14 protein-coding genes are annotated in these 14,539 nt (G+C 63.7%); 11 read left to right on the plus strand and 3 right to left on the minus strand.

The window, feature by feature from the left end; all coding sequences use genetic code 11:
• Positions 1-42 precede the first annotated feature (42 nt).
• Positions 43-480: a DUF4399 domain-containing protein gene (locus tag H7A76_RS02190; protein WP_185696993.1), complete on the plus strand. Its 438-nt coding sequence runs from the start codon at positions 43-45 to the stop codon at positions 478-480.
• 128 nt (positions 481-608) lie between these two features.
• Here the strand turns inward: H7A76_RS02190 and serA are convergent, their stop codons facing one another.
• Positions 609-1,838, minus strand: a complete 1,230-nt coding sequence (gene serA, locus H7A76_RS02195; RefSeq protein WP_185696994.1) for a phosphoglycerate dehydrogenase — start codon at positions 1,836-1,838, stop codon at positions 609-611.
• Between the two features lie 203 nt (positions 1,839-2,041).
• On the opposite strand from serA, the gene H7A76_RS02200 reads away from it, so the two are divergent.
• The 4 genes from H7A76_RS02200 to H7A76_RS02215 all read left to right on the plus strand — a co-directional run bounded on the left by H7A76_RS02200 (position 2,042) and on the right by H7A76_RS02215 (position 6,236).
• Positions 2,042-3,436, plus strand: coding sequence for an FAD-binding oxidoreductase (locus tag H7A76_RS02200; RefSeq protein ID WP_185696995.1), 1,395 nt, complete (start codon positions 2,042-2,044; stop codon positions 3,434-3,436).
• A 41-nt stretch (positions 3,437-3,477) separates the two neighbouring features.
• Positions 3,478-4,143 carry a fumarylacetoacetate hydrolase family protein gene (locus H7A76_RS02205; RefSeq protein WP_185696996.1) on the plus strand — a complete coding sequence of 222 codons (666 nt, stop codon included), beginning with the start codon at positions 3,478-3,480 and terminating at the stop codon, positions 4,141-4,143.
• Between the two features lie 163 nt (positions 4,144-4,306).
• Positions 4,307-5,230 carry an SdiA-regulated domain-containing protein gene (locus H7A76_RS02210; RefSeq protein WP_185696997.1) on the plus strand — a complete coding sequence of 308 codons (924 nt, stop codon included), beginning with the start codon at positions 4,307-4,309 and terminating at the stop codon, positions 5,228-5,230.
• A 97-nt stretch (positions 5,231-5,327) separates the two neighbouring features.
• Positions 5,328-6,236: an SdiA-regulated domain-containing protein gene (locus H7A76_RS02215; RefSeq protein WP_185696998.1), complete on the plus strand. Its 909-nt coding sequence runs from the start codon at positions 5,328-5,330 to the stop codon at positions 6,234-6,236.
• A 57-nt stretch (positions 6,237-6,293) separates the two neighbouring features.
• Here H7A76_RS02215 and rpiA read toward each other — a convergent pair whose 3' ends face one another.
• Positions 6,294-6,965: a ribose-5-phosphate isomerase RpiA gene (gene rpiA / locus H7A76_RS02220; protein WP_022641685.1), complete on the minus strand. Its 672-nt coding sequence runs from the start codon at positions 6,963-6,965 to the stop codon at positions 6,294-6,296.
• Between the two features lie 207 nt (positions 6,966-7,172).
• Between rpiA and ilvA the strand changes: the two genes are divergently transcribed.
• From ilvA to H7A76_RS02240, 4 genes are read left to right on the plus strand one after another with little or no spacing between them, the layout of a single operon-like run.
• Positions 7,173-8,687: a threonine ammonia-lyase, biosynthetic gene (gene ilvA / locus H7A76_RS02225; protein ID WP_185696999.1), complete on the plus strand. Its 1,515-nt coding sequence runs from the start codon at positions 7,173-7,175 to the stop codon at positions 8,685-8,687.
• A 40-nt stretch (positions 8,688-8,727) separates the two neighbouring features.
• Positions 8,728-9,156, plus strand: a complete 429-nt coding sequence (locus H7A76_RS02230; protein WP_185697000.1) for a DUF2269 family protein — start codon at positions 8,728-8,730, stop codon at positions 9,154-9,156.
• Positions 9,157-9,175: 19 nt separating this feature from the next.
• Positions 9,176-10,432, plus strand: a complete 1,257-nt coding sequence (locus H7A76_RS02235; RefSeq protein WP_185697001.1) for an SDR family oxidoreductase — start codon at positions 9,176-9,178, stop codon at positions 10,430-10,432.
• Entirely contained in the window at positions 10,429-10,896 is a 468-nt protein-coding gene (locus H7A76_RS02240; RefSeq protein WP_185697002.1) for a DUF2269 domain-containing protein, read from the plus strand. Before H7A76_RS02235 ends, H7A76_RS02240 begins: the two co-directional genes overlap by 4 nt.
• 45 nt (positions 10,897-10,941) lie before the next feature.
• On the opposite strand, the gene H7A76_RS02245 is transcribed toward H7A76_RS02240, so the two are convergent.
• Positions 10,942-11,598 (minus strand): HAD family hydrolase, encoded by a 657-nt coding sequence (locus H7A76_RS02245; RefSeq protein WP_185697003.1) that lies wholly within the window; start codon positions 11,596-11,598, stop codon positions 10,942-10,944.
• Between the two features lie 143 nt (positions 11,599-11,741).
• Between H7A76_RS02245 and H7A76_RS02250 the strand changes: the two genes are divergently transcribed.
• On the plus strand, positions 11,742-12,221 hold the full coding sequence (locus H7A76_RS02250; RefSeq protein WP_011064073.1) for an RNA pyrophosphohydrolase: 480 nt from the start codon (positions 11,742-11,744) through the stop codon (positions 12,219-12,221).
• Positions 12,222-12,243: 22 nt separating this feature from the next.
• Entirely contained in the window at positions 12,244-14,523 is a 2,280-nt protein-coding gene (gene ptsP / locus H7A76_RS02255; protein WP_185697004.1) for a phosphoenolpyruvate--protein phosphotransferase, read from the plus strand.
• The last annotated feature ends 16 nt before the right edge of the window (positions 14,524-14,539 follow it).

The following is a 14,539-nucleotide window of genomic DNA, read 5'->3' on the forward strand; positions in this document are numbered from 1 at the left end:
TTGTCATAACCGTAAAAGAATCGCGGAAAACTGGAGAAGATAATGAAAAAGTATATGTCTTGTGCGGCCCTGGCGGGTTTGTTGCTGGGAGCCTCGATGCTCGCCGGCGCGGCTGAAATTCCTCGTACGCAGGCCCCTGCCGGTGCCAAGGTGTCGATTGTTTCCCCGGCTGATGGAGCAACCGTGGACAAGACCTTCAAGGTCAAGTTCGGGGTCGAGGGCATCGCCCTGGCGCCAGCGGGCGACCAGACCGCCAACACTGGCCATCACCACCTGCTGATCGATGTCGACCAGCTACCGGCCGAGAACCTGCCGATTCCGATGGACGCCAACCACCTGCACTTCGGCAAGGCCCAGACCGAGACCGAAGTGACCCTGGCCCCGGGCAAGCACACCCTTCAGCTGGAACTGGGGGACAAGAACCACGTACCGTTCGACCCGGTGATCGTTTCGAAGAAAATCACAGTGACCGTGAAATAAGCGTAAACGCCGTACAAAAAAGGGAGCCCATCAAGGCTCCCTTTTTTGTACGGCTAGCTACAAGGCTGCAGCTACAAACCAGGGCGGGCCCTTGCTTGCAGCTTGAGACTTGCCGCTTGAAGCTTCTGTCAGAACAGCACGCGGCAGCGGATAGTGCCGTTGATGTGCTGCAGCTTCTCTTGCGCCAGGTCCGAGTACTCGGCGTCGACGTCGATCACCACGTAGCCGACCTTTTCGTTGGTCTGCAGGAACTGGCCGGAGATGTTGATGCCATTTTCCGCGAAGACCTTGTTGATCTCGCTCATCACGCCCGGGATGTTCTCGTGGATGTGCAACAGGCGATGCTTGCCAGGGTGGGCAGGCAGGGCCACTTCCGGGAAGTTGACCGAGGACACCGAGGTGCCGTTGTCGCTGTACTTGACCAGTTTCTCGGCCACTTCCAGGCCGATGTTGGCCTGGGCCTCGGCGGTGGAACCACCGATGTGCGGGGTCAGGATCACGTTGTCCAGGCCACGCAGCGGGCTTTCGAACTCTTCGTCGTTGGAGCGTGGCTCGACCGGGAATACGTCGATGGCCGCGCCGATCAGGTGCTTGTCCTTGATCGCGTCCGCCAGGGCGTCCAGCTCGACCACGGTGCCGCGCGCGGCGTTGATCAGGATGCCGCCCTTCTTGATGGCGCGGATTTCCTTCTCGCCGATCATCCACTGGGTGGCCGCGGTTTCCGGCACGTGCAGGGTGACGATGTCGGACATGCCCAGCAGCTCGTGCAGGTTGCCCACCTGGGTCGCGTTGCCCAGTGGCAGCTTGGTCACGGTGTCATAGAAGAACACCTGCATGCCCAGGCCCTCGGCCAGGACCGACAGTTGGGTGCCAATGGAGCCATAACCGACGATGCCCAGCTTCTTGCCACGGATCTCGAAGGAGTTGGCTGCGCTCTTGATCCAGCCGCCACGGTGGCAGGAGGCGTTTTTCTCGGGGATACCGCGCAACAGCAGGATGGCCTCGGCCAGTACCAGCTCGGCGACCGAGCGGGTGTTGGAGTAAGGCGCGTTGAACACCGCGATGCCGCGCTCGCGGGCCGCGGACAGGTCAACCTGGTTGGTGCCGATGCAGAAGCAACCCACCGCGACCAGTTTCTTGGCGTGGTCGAAGATCTCCTCGGTCAGCTGGGTGCGGGAACGAATGCCGATGAAATGCGCATCGGCGATCTTTTCCTTGAGCTGGGCTTCGGGCAGAGAACTGGTGAGGTACTCGATGTTGGTGTAGCCGGCGGCCTTGAGCACGTCGACAGCGGATTGGTGGACGCCTTCGAGGAGAAGGAACTTGATCTTGCTCTTATCGAGAGAAGTCTTGCTCATCTGCGTAAACCTGTGTCCCGGAGAAAATTGGCAGGGAAGTGGACAGCTTGAGCTGACCTGGGCGGCGCGCGGCCGACACCGCAGAAGGCCCTTGGGCACTCTTCTGCGGGGGCGGTATGCTAGCATACGCGCCCCGCTAAACACTCATTCCTGCGACGTGAAGCGTTCTCAGGATGACCATGAATTGTTCGAGAGTTCTGTCGATGACCAATCCTGCCCTGATTGATGAGCTGAAGACCCTGGTTGAGCCCGGCAAGGTGCTGACCGACGCTGACTCGCTGAATGCCTACGGCAAGGATTGGACCAAGCACTTCGCCCCCGCGCCGACCGCCATCGTGTTCCCCAAGACCATCGAACAGGTCCAGGCCATCGTCCGCTGGGCCAACCAGCACAAGGTGGCGCTGGTGCCTTCGGGCGGTCGCACCGGGCTTTCGGCGGCAGCGGTAGCGGCCAACGGCGAGGTGGTGGTGGCCTTCGACTACATGAACCAGATTCTCGACCTGAACCTGACCGACCGCACCGCGGTGTGCCAGCCAGGCGTGGTCACCGAGCAACTGCAGAACCTGGCGGAAGAAAACGGCCTGTACTATCCGGTGGACTTCGCTTCGGCAGGCTCCAGCCAGATTGGCGGTAACATCGGCACCAATGCCGGCGGGATCAAGGTCATTCGCTACGGCATGACCCGTAATTGGGTGGCTGGCATGAAGGTGGTCACCGGCAAGGGCGACCTGCTGGAGCTGAACCGCGACCTGATCAAGAACGCGACCGGCTACGACCTGCGCCAGCTGTTCATCGGTGCCGAGGGCACCCTGGGTTTCGTGGTCGAGGCCACCATGCGCCTGGACCGGGCGCCGAAGAATCTCACTGCCATGGTCCTGGGCACGCCTGACTTCGACTCGATCATGCCGGTGCTGCATGCATTCCAGGGCAAGGTCGACCTGACGGCTTTCGAATTCTTCTCCGACAAGGCGCTGGCCAAGGTCCTGGCCCGCGGCGACGTACCGGCGCCATTCGAATCGCAATGCCCGTTCTATGCCCTGCTGGAGTTCGAGGCCACCACCGAGGAAGTGGCCAACCACGCCCTGGAAACCTTCGAGCATTGCGTCGAGCAGGGCTGGGTCCTGGATGGCGTGATGAGCCAGAGCGAAACCCAGCTGCAGAACCTGTGGAAGCTGCGTGAGTACATCTCCGAGACCATCTCCCACTGGACGCCCTACAAGAACGACATCTCGGTCACCGTATCGAAGGTGCCGGCATTCCTCCAGGAAATCGACGCCATCGTCGGCAAGCACTACCCGGATTTCGAGATCGTCTGGTTCGGCCACATCGGCGACGGCAACCTGCACCTGAACATCCTCAAGCCGGAAAACCTGAGCAAGGACGAGTTCTTCGCCAAGTGCGCCACGGTCAACAAGTGGGTGTTCGAAACCGTCGAGAAGCACAATGGTTCGATTTCCGCCGAGCACGGCGTGGGCATGACCAAGCGCGACTACCTGACCTACAGCCGCTCGCCAGTGGAAATCGAGTACATGAAGGCCGTCAAGGCGGTCTTCGACCCGAACGGCATCATGAACCCGGGCAAGATCTTCGCTGCTTGAGTCCGGGCAGCCCTGAACACGCGTACGAACAGGAGTCGGTAATGAGCTATCAGCACCAGTATGTCGACGGTACCCGGATTCATTTTCCCCTGGGCAAGGTGGTATGCATCGGTCGCAACTACGCCGAGCACGCCAGGGAGCTGGACAACCCGGTTCCCACCGAGCCGCTGCTGTTCATCAAGCCGGGCAGCTGTGTCGTGCCCCTGGAAGACGGTTTTGCCATTCCCACCGAGCGTGGTTCGGTGCATTACGAGGCCGAGATCGCGGTGTTGATCGGCAAGCCGCTGTCCCCCAAGCCCAGTCGCGAAGAAGTGCTGGATGCCATCTCCGGTTTCGCCCCGGCTCTGGACCTGACCCTGCGCGACAAGCAGGCCGAGCTCAAGGCCAAGGGCCTGCCCTGGGAAATCGCCAAGTCGTTCGACGGCGCCGCGGTAATCGCGCCTTTCGTGGTAGGCAGCACCTTCGCCGACCTGACCGACATCGGCATTCGCCTGACCATCAATGGCGAGGTACGCCAGGATGGCAACAGCAGCATCATGCTCAATCCTATCGTGCCGATGATCCAGTACATGGCCGGCTGCTTTTCGTTGCAGGCCGGCGATGTGATCCTCACGGGTACTCCGGTGGGTGTCGGTCCGCTGAATGTCGGTGACGAGCTGGTGCTGGAATTGCCGGGCGCCAGCCGCTTCACCAGCACTGTCCGTTGATCGGAAACTTTCTGCGAGGCACCGAAAAGCCGGACATCTCGCAGAAAGCCTTCCGCGCTTTTACCGTTTTTTCACATTTCACCCGGATAATCCTGCAGTTTATGGTTCGCAGCGTTCAAATTCGCGTGCTATTACCTAAGGCCGAGCTTCTGGAATCTGTGAAATGGATGCCCAACCTCTGACCAAATCCAATGTCCCTCGCCGTCTGCGACTGCGCATGCGCTGGTATTCCTGGCTGCTGCTGGCCGGGGTGATCAGCTATGGTCTGGCCAGCATCATGCACTGGGACGATCGCGGCGTGCTCTGGTTGCAGGAAGGCTTCGTCACTCCTGCAGAGCGCAGTGCCAGTATCTGGTTGCCGGCCTATCGGGCGGTGATCGATGCCAAGTTGCTGCCTGGCCTGGAGCGCGACGAAGCTTCCGATCTTTCGTACAACCCCAGGACCAAGACGTTGTTCTCGGTGATGGGCAAGCATCCTTTCCTGGTGGAGCTGAGCCTGCAGGGCGATGTCCTGCGCAAGATCCCGCTGGTGGGCTGGAGCAATCCGGAAGGCGTGGCGGTCATGGAGGATGGCTTGATGGCCATCGTCGACGAGCGCGAACATTCGTTGGTGATCGTCAAGGTCGATGGCTCCACCAGCCAGTTGAACATCGCCGATTTCCCCAAGTACGACCTGGGCCCTTCGGAAGACCAGAACAAGGCTTTCGAAGCCGTGGCCTGGGATCCGCGCAAGCAGCAGTTGCTGCTGGGCGAGGAACGGCCACCAGCGTTGTTCACCTGGAGCAGCGACGGTCGTGTGCTCAAGGGCGACAAGCAAAGGCTGCCCAGCGACGAGCTCGACCTGCGCAACCTGTCGGCCCTGGGTATCGATCCGCGTACCGGCCACACCCTGGTGCTGTCGGCCGAGTCGCACTTGCTGCTGGAGCTGGACGAGCAGGGTGAGCAAGTCAGCTTCATGACCCTGCTCGGTGGTTTCAACGGCCTGAAGAACACCATCCCCCGCGCCGAAGGCGTAGCCATGGACGAGGCGGGCAACCTGTACATGGTCAGCGAGTCCAACCTGTTCTACCGCTTCGAGAAGCGCTGAACACCGGTCCCAGGCGTTGTCCGGGGCCTGCCGATTAAGCTTGAATTCAGGCGCCGATGATATTCATGGGGCTGTCCTGTTTTCGAGCTTGCCTGCCATGTATCGCCTGAGTCGTCTCCATCCCCTCTACCTGCTCCTTGGTCTTGTAGTCGTGTTGCTGGCGGCATTCGCCCACAACCATCGGCTGTGGCAGCGCGCCTGGTTCGATTGGCAGGCCTACTGGCAGGCGGGTGATCCGCATTCGCTGGGTCTGGGCGATTACCGAATGGTGCGCGAGGCCCAGCCCATCGAGGGCCTGGACGATGTCTCGGCGCTGACCTACGACCCGTTGCGCAACAGCCTGTTCACCGTGACCAACAAGCAACCGGAGCTGATCGAGCTGTCCCTGGACGGGCAGGTACTGCGGCGCATCGCCCTGGTGGGGTTCGCCGATCCCGAGGCGGTGGAGTTCATCAGTGCCGGGACCTATGTGATCAGCGACGAGCGCCAGCAGCGGTTGATCAAGATCCATCTGCAGGACGACACCCAGGTAGTGGATGCGGCGCAGTCCGAGCAGGTGACCCTCGGTGTGCACCTGAGCGGCAACAAGGGGTTCGAGGGCTTGGCCTACGACTCCCGGGGCAAGCGCCTGTTCGTCGCCAAGGAGCGCGATCCGATGCTGATCTACGAGGTGCAGGGGTTTCCCGACAGCGAGCCGGACACGCCCTATGGCATGCACGTGGTGAACAACCCCAAGCGGGATGCCGCGCTGTTCGTGCGTGATCTTTCCAGCCTGCAATACGATGAGCGCAGCGGCCATCTGCTGGCGTTGTCGGATGAGTCGCGACTGGTGCTGGAGCTGGATGCCCAGGGGCGCCCCCTGAGCACCCTGGCGCTGGGCAAGGGCCGCCAGGGCCTGGACCGGGCGGTGCCCCAGGCCGAGGGTATCGCCATGGACGATGAAGGCACGTTGTACCTGGTCAGCGAACCGAACCTGTTCTACGTCTTCAAGAAACCCGCGCGCTAGCCCGGGCGTTGCCGGGATTGGCTCGCCACAGCGGCCAATCCGGCAGGGGGAGCGTGATCAGGCCTTGAGGGTCTGCACGCCTTCGGCGGTGCCCAGCAGCAGCACGTCGGCGGGACGCGCGGCGAACAGGCCGTTGGTGACCACGCCGACGATGGCGTTGATCTGGCTTTCCAGCTCCACCGGGTTGCTGATCTGCATGTTGTGCACGTCGAGGATGATGTTGCCGTTGTCGGTGATCACGCCTTCACGGTACACCGGATCGCCGCCCAGCTTCACCAGCTCGCGAGCCACGTGGCTGCGGGCCATCGGGATGACTTCCACCGGCAGCGGGAAGGCGCCCAGCACCGAGACCAGCTTGCTGGCGTCGGCGATGCAGATGAAGGTCTTGGCCACGGCCGCGACGATCTTCTCGCGGGTCAGGGCCGCGCCGCCGCCCTTGATCAGGTTCAGGTGCGCATCGCTTTCGTCGGCGCCGTCGATGTAGAACTCCAGCTCGCTGACGGTGTTGAGCTCATACACCGGGATGCCGTGGCCCTTGAGGCGCGCGGCGGTGGCTTCGGAACTGGCCACGGCGCCATCGAAGGCGCCCTTGTGCCGGGCCAGGGCGTCGATGAAGCAGTTGGCGGTGGAGCCGGTGCCGACCCCGACGATGCTCTTGTCGTCGAGTTTCGGCAGGATGAGGTCGACGGCGGCCTGGGCGACGGCCTGTTTGAGTTGATCCTGGGTCATGCGGGCTCCGAAGCGGGCAGGGGGGGCACAAAGCCCGGCATTATAGGCGTCGGCGCCGGCCAGGTCATTGCCCGTCTGGCCACTCGCCCGGCGGCGCTGCCCACAGGGCCCGCAGGCAGGCTAAAACCTCTGGATTCGTGTGGTCGCCCGGGCAAACGCTGGGTTAGACTCCTTGGCCCTGCCCAACCCGCTCAGTGATGCTTTCCGATGCTCGAACAGTACGTAAAGAAGATCCTCACCTCGCGCGTTTATGACGTTGCCGTGGAAACCCCATTGCAGGCCGCCCGCCAGCTCTCCGAGCGGCTGGGCAACCAGGTCTGGCTCAAGCGCGAAGACTTGCAGCCGGTGTTCTCGTTCAAGATCCGTGGCGCCTACAACAAGCTGACCCAGCTCACCGACGCCGAGCGCGCCCGTGGCGTGGTCACTGCATCGGCGGGCAACCATGCCCAGGGCCTGGCCCTGGCCGCCAAGGTGCTGGGGGTCAAGGCCACCATCGTGATGCCCAAGACCACTCCCGAGATCAAGGTCGAAGGCGTGCGTTCCCGTGGCGGCAAGGTGGTGCTGCACGGCGATACCTTCCCCGAGGCGCTGGCCTATTCGCTGAAGCTGGTGGACGAGAAGGGCTACGTCTACATCCATCCTTATGACGATCCCCACACCATTGCCGGGCAGGGCACGGTGGCGATGGAGATCCTGCGCCAGCATCCCGGCCCGCTGGATGCGATCTTCGTACCGGTCGGTGGCGGCGGCCTGATCGCCGGCATCGCCGCATACGTGAAATACCTGCGCCCGGAGGTCCGGGTCATCGGTGTCGAGCCGGACGATTCCAACTGCCTGCAAATGGCCATGGCCGCCGGCGAGCGGGTGGTGTTGCCGAGCGTGGGCATCTTCGCCGACGGCGTGGCCGTGGCGCAGATCGGCCAGCACACCTTCGATATCTGCAAGGACCATGTCGACGAGGTCATCACGGTCAGCACCGACGAGATCTGTGCGGCAATCAAGGATATCTACGACGATACCCGCTCGATCACCGAACCTGCCGGGGCCCTTGGGGTGGCAGGGATCAAGAAGTACGTCGAGCAGTGTGGCATCACCGGGCAGACCCTGGTGGCCATCGATTCCGGCGCCAACGTCAACTTCGACCGCCTGCGCCACGTGGCCGAGCGCGCCGAGCTGGGTGAGGGCCGCGAAGCCATCATCGCCGTGACCATTCCCGAGCAGCCCGGTAGCTTCAAGGCGTTCTGCGAGGCGGTGGGCAAGCGCCAGATCACCGAATTCAACTACCGCTACAACACCGGCAGCGAGGCGCATATCTTCGTTGGCGTGCAGACCCACCCGGAAAGCGATCCGCGCAGTGCCCTGATCGCCAACCTGAGCGAGCAGGGCTTCCCGGTGATCGACCTGACCGACAACGAGCTGGCCAAGCTGCATATTCGCTACATGGTCGGCGGCCGGGCGGAGAAGGTCAGCGACGAGCTGGTGCTGCGCTTCGAGTTCCCGGAGCGTCCGGGCGCCTTGTTCAACTTCCTCAACAAGCTGGGCGGACGCTGGAACATCTCCATGTTCCACTACCGCAACCACGGCGCGGCGGACGGGCGAGTGGTCGCCGGCCTGCAAGTGCCGGCCGAGGAGCGCCACCTGGTGCCGGCGGCCCTGGAGCAGATCGGATATCCGTACTGGGACGAAAGCGACAATCCGGCCTACCAGCTGTTCCTGGGCTGAGCGGCTACGCTGAGGATCGAGGCCTTAAGGACGCGAGAATATGGAAACGCTGACCACGCTCAAGACACTTCATGTACTGGCCACGGTGCTGCTGCTGGGCAGCGCGCTGGGCCTGGCGATCTGGGTCTGGCGCCTGCGTCGCCAGGGTGACGCGACCGTCTATAGCCGGGTGCTGCATCGTCCGGGCCTGTTCGGCTGGCTGCTGCTGGCCCTGGGCCTGGTGACCCTGCCGGTCACCGGCTGGTGGCTGGTGCACCTGGTGGGCTGGCCGCTGGGGCAGACCTGGGTCCTGGGCTCCAGCGTGCTCTACACCCTGGGCGCGCTGGCCTGGCTATGGCTGATGGTGCGCCTCAATCGGCTGCGCGTGGCCAAGGCCGCCAGTGGTCTGGCCTTTACCCTGGTCCTGGCGGTCTTCAGCGCCCTGTGCTTCGTCACCATTGCCGGCCTCATGGGGGCCAAGCCGGTCTGACCCGGCTTTAAGGATTGCCATGAAGGTCGTTCTGGTGGGGGCCACGGGGTTCGTCGGCCGTCATCTGCTGGCAGCGTTGCACGCCGCCGGCCATCAATTGATCGCTACCAGTCGCCAGCCACAACCTCGGGGTTTGCCCGGGGTGCAGTGGCTGCAACTGGACCTGGATCGCCTCGGTCGCGAGCCCGGTTCGTTCGAGCTGCCGGCGGATACCGACCTGCTGATCAATGCCGCCGGGCTGCTGAGCAATGATCCCCAGGCCCTGAGCCTGACCCAGGACTTGGGCACGCGGGCACTGTTCGACCTGGCTGCGGCCCGCGGCGCCCGGGTGCTGCAGATTTCCGCGTTGGGCGCCGGCAGCCAGCCCCGGGTGCCGTTCCTGGCGAGCAAGGCCATGGCGGACGATTATCTGCTGGGCCTTAATATTCCGGCGGTAGTGCTGCGCCCGTCATTGGTGCTCGGTGCCGGGGGCGCCAGCAGTGGCTGGCTGGCGCGATTGTCGCCCTGGCCGCTGATTCCGCTGCTGTCCGCCCAGGCGCGGATGCAGCCCCTGCATGTGGATGACTTGAGCGCCGCGGTGCTGGCGCTGCTGCGGCACTGGCCGCAAGAGTCCATGGTCTTGCCGCTGGTCGGCCCGGAGCGGATGACCATGGGGCAATTGCTCGATCGCCTGCGGGCAGCCCAGGGCTGGGCGCCAGCTCGTTACCTGCAACTGCCGGGGCCGTTCCTGGGCCTGGCCGCGCTGCTGGGCGAGCGCCTGGGTTGGCGGGCCTTGAGCCGGCAAAGCCTGAGCATGGCCCGGCAAGACAACCTGGCCGACCCCGAGGCGCTGGCATCGGTCTGTGGTTATCACGCCGCGCCGTTGGCGACGCGCCTGCAAGACTGGCCCCAGGCCGGGCAGACCACCCAGTGGGTGCTGCGGCCGTTGTTATTGGCAGTGATGGTGCTGATCTGGCTCGGCACGGCGGTGGTGTGCGTCGGTCCCGGCTACGACTGGGGCCTGCGGATCATGGCCGAGGCCGGGGTACAGGGCGCCTGGGCGGTGCTGGCAGTGATCGGCGGTTCGCTCTGCGACGCAGCACTGGGCGTCGGCCTGCTGCTACGGCGCTGGCGCCGGCGGGCCATGCAGGCGCAGTTGCTGCTGATGCTCGGCTACACGCTGATCATCAGCCTGATCCTGCCGCATTTCTGGTTTGACCCTTATGCCGCCGTCGCCAAGAACCTGGTGCTGATGGTGGCGACCCTTTGGCTGTTGTGGACCGAACCTCGTCGATGAGCGCTTACCTGCTGCTGAAAACCCTGCATATCCTGTCTTCCACCGTGCTCTTCGGCCTGGGTGCCGGGTCGGCCTACTACGCCTTGCGGGCCTGGCGCAGTGGCCAGGTGCAGGTGATCGCCGTGACCTTCAGGCACCTGGTGTTCGCCGACTGGGCCTTCACCGCGACCACGGCGGTGTTCCAGCCGCTGAGCGGGCTGGGTTTGATCCACTTGGCGGGGTGGTCGATCCAGCAGTCCTGGCTGATGTGGAGCCTGGGGCTCTATGTCTTGGCGGGGGCGTGCTGGTTGCCGGTGGTCTGGCTGCAGATCCGGGTGCACAAGATGGCTGAACAAGCCTTGCGCGATGGGACGCCGATGCCGATGCGCGCCACTCTCTATATGCGCTGGTGGTTCGCCCTGGGCTGGCCGGCGTTCCTGGCCTTCATGGCGATCTTCTACCTGATGGTGGCCAAGCCGGCCTGACGACCATGAGCGGCCCCGGACCGCAGTGCGGCCCGGGGCGCCGGTTCAATCGCGCAGACTGATTACCTGCCAGCCGCGTTTCTGGGCTTCGGCGCGCAGGTTGGGATCAGGGTCGACAGCCACCGGAGTGGTCACCTGCTCCAGCAGCGGCAGGTCGTTCATCGAGTCACTGTAGAAATAGCTGTCTTGCAGGTCGTGGCCGGTTTCCTCCAGCCAGCGCTGCAGGCGGGTCACCTTGCCCTCGCGAAAGCACGGGACGTCGGTGCTGCGGCCGGTGTAGCGGCCGTCCTGCATCTCGCACTCGGTGGCGATCAGGGTTTCCACGCCCAGGCGCTCGGCGATCGGGGCGGTGACGAAGCGGTTGGTGGCGGTGATGATCACCAGCTTGTCGCCGGCTTCGCGGTGCCGGGCCAGCAGGGCCTGGGCCTTGGGCAGCAGGATCGGCTCGATGCAGTCGCGCATGTAGTCGCGGTGCCATTGGGCGAGCACGTCCATTTCGGTGCGGCCGAGGATTTCCAGGCAGAAGTTCAGGTAGGCGGCGTTGTCGAGCTTGCCAGCCAGGTAGTCTTGGTAGAACTCGTCGTTGCGGGTCTTGTAGGCCACTGGATCGAGGTGGCCCTTTTCGCACAGATAGTCGCCCCAGGCGTGATCGCTGTCGCCGCCCAGGAGGGTGTTGTCCAAGTCGAATAAAGCCAGACGCATTGCGGTTACTCACTGAAAAGTCTTGGAAAAGGTCCCCAGAATACGGTCTTTTCACAAGAGTGCACATAAGCTTGGCAGCCTCGTTGCTGCATTCCCAAGCTTTATGGAACAATGCGGCGACATGCGTTTGCGAGGTTGTAGCCGTGATCGACCCCGATGGTTTTCGCCCCAATGTCGGGATCATTCTGACGAATGATGCCGGCCAGGTGCTATGGGCTCGCCGTATCAATCAAGATGCCTGGCAGTTTCCCCAAGGCGGCATCAACCCCGACGAGACGCCGGAAGACGCTCTTTATCGCGAGTTGAACGAAGAGGTGGGCCTGGAGCGCGAAGATGTGCAAATTCTCGCCTGCACCCGCGGCTGGTTGCGCTATCGTTTGCCGCAGCGCCTGGTAAGGACCCACAGCCAACCGCTGTGCATCGGCCAAAAGCAGAAATGGTTTCTCTTGCGCCTGATCTCCAACGAGCAGCGGGTGCGGATGGACTTGACCGGTAAACCGGAATTCGATGGCTGGCGTTGGGTCAGTTATTGGTACCCGTTGGGCCAGGTGGTGACATTCAAGCGCGAAGTGTATCGCCGCGCTCTCAAAGAGCTTGCCCCGCGCCTTCTAGTGCGCGACTGACGACGGAGTTCGACCCCGAGCCATGCTCAATACGCTGCGCAAGATCGTCCAGGAAGTTAACTCCGCCAAGGATCTCAAGACGGCGTTGGGGATCATCGTCTTGCGTGTCAAAGAGGCCATGGGCAGCCAGGTCTGCTCGGTCTACCTGCTGGACCCGGAAACCAACCGTTTCGTGCTGATGGCCACCGAAGGCCTGAACAAGCGTTCCATCGGCAAGGTCAGCATGGCTCCCAACGAAGGCCTGGTGGGCCTGGTAGGCACCCGGGAAGAACCCCTGAACCTGGAAAACGCCGCCGATCACCCCCGCTACCGCTACTTTGCCGAGACCGGCGAGGAGCGCTACGCCTCCTTCCTCGGGGCGCCGATCATCCATCACCGGCGGGTGGTCGGGGTCCTGGTCATCCAGCAAAAGGAACGTCGCCAGTTCGACGAGGGCGAAGAAGCCTTCCTGGTGACCATGAGCGCCCAGCTGGCCGGGGTTATCGCCCATGCCGAGGCCACCGGTTCGATCCGTGGCCTGGGACGCCAGGGCAAGGGCATCCAGGAAGCCAAGTTCGTCGGTGTGCCGGGTTCTCCCGGCGCCGCGGTGGGCAGTGCGGTGGTGATGCTGCCGCCGGCCGACCTGGACGTGGTGCCGGACAAGCACATCATCGATATCGACGCCGAGCTGGCGTTGTTCAAGAGCGCCCTGGAAGGCGTGCGCGCCGACATGCGGGCGCTGTCGGAAAAACTCGCGACCCAGCTGCGCCCCGAAGAGCGGGCACTGTTCGACGTCTACCTGATGATGCTCGACGACGCGTCCCTGGGCAGCGAGGTCAAGGCGGTGATCCGCACCGGGCAGTGGGCCCAGGGCGCACTGCGCCAGGTGGTCAGCGATCACGTCAACCGTTTCGAACTGATGGACGACGCCTACCTGCGTGAGCGCGCTTCGGACGTCAAGGACCTGGGTCGGCGGCTCCTGGCCTACCTGCAGGAGGAGCGCCAGCAGACCCTGGTCTACCCCGACAACACCATCCTGGTCAGCGAAGAGCTGACCCCGGCCATGCTCGGCGAAGTGCCCGAAGGCAAGCTGGTGGGCCTGGTCTCGGTGCTGGGGTCGGGCAACTCCCACGTGGCGATCCTGGCCCGGGCCATGGGCATCCCGACGGTGATGGGCCTGGTCGACCTGCCGTACTCCAAGGTCGACGGCATCCAGATGATCGTCGACGGTTACCATGGCGAGGTCTACACCAACCCCAGCGATGTGCTGCGCAAGCAGTTCGCCGATGTGGTGGAAGAGGAACGGCAACTGGCCCAGGGCCTGGATGCGCTGCGCGACCAGCCGTGCGTGACCCCCGATGGCCACCGCATGCCGCTCTGGGTCAACACCGGCCTGCTGGCCGACGTGGCCCGGGCGCAGAAGCGTGGCGCCGAGGGCGTGGGCCTGTATCGCACCGAAGTGCCGTTCATGATCAACCAGCGCTTCCCCAGCGAGAAGGAACAGCTGGCGATCTACCGTGAACAACTGGCGGCGTTCCATCCGCAGCCGGTGACCATGCGCAGCCTGGACATCGGCGGCGATAAATCGCTGTCCTATTTCCCGATCAAGGAAGACAACCCGTTCCTGGGCTGGCGCGGCATCCGCGTGACCCTCGACCACCCGGAGATCTTCCTGGTGCAGGCCCGGGCCATGCTCAAGGCCAGTGAGGGCCTGAATAACCTGCGCATCCTGCTGCCGATGATCTCCGGCATCCACGAACTGGAAGAGGCACTGCACCTGATCCACCGGGCCTGGGGTGAGGTGCGCGACGAAGGAACCGACGTGCCGATGCCGCCGGTGGGGGTGATGGTCGAGATTCCCGCGGCGGTGTACCAGACCAAGGAACTGGCGCGCCAGGTGGACTTCCTGTCGGTGGGCTCCAACGACCTGACCCAGTACCTGCTGGCGGTGGACCGCAACAACCCGCGGGTGGCCGATCTCTACGACTACCTGCACCCGGCGGTGTTGCAAGCCCTGCAGACGGTGGTCCGTGACGCCCACGCCGAAGGCAAGCCGGTGAGTATCTGTGGCGAGATGGCCGGCGACCCGGCCGCCGCGGTGCTGCTGATGGCCATGGGCTTCGACAGCCTGTCGATGAACGCCACCAACCTGCCGAAGGTGAAGTGGATGCTGCGCCAGATCAGCATGACCAAGGCCAGGGAACTGCTGGACGAGATGATGACCATCGACAACCCGCAAGTTATCCACAGCTCGCTGCAGCTGGCGCTGAAGAAGCTCGGCCTGGCGCGGATGATCAACCCCGCGTCGAACAAGACCCTCTAGTAGGCGAGCCGGTCCC

The organism is Pseudomonas sp. MSSRFD41 (assembly GCF_014230245.1).
Classification (GTDB): domain Bacteria; phylum Pseudomonadota; class Gammaproteobacteria; order Pseudomonadales; family Pseudomonadaceae; genus Aquipseudomonas; species Aquipseudomonas piscis.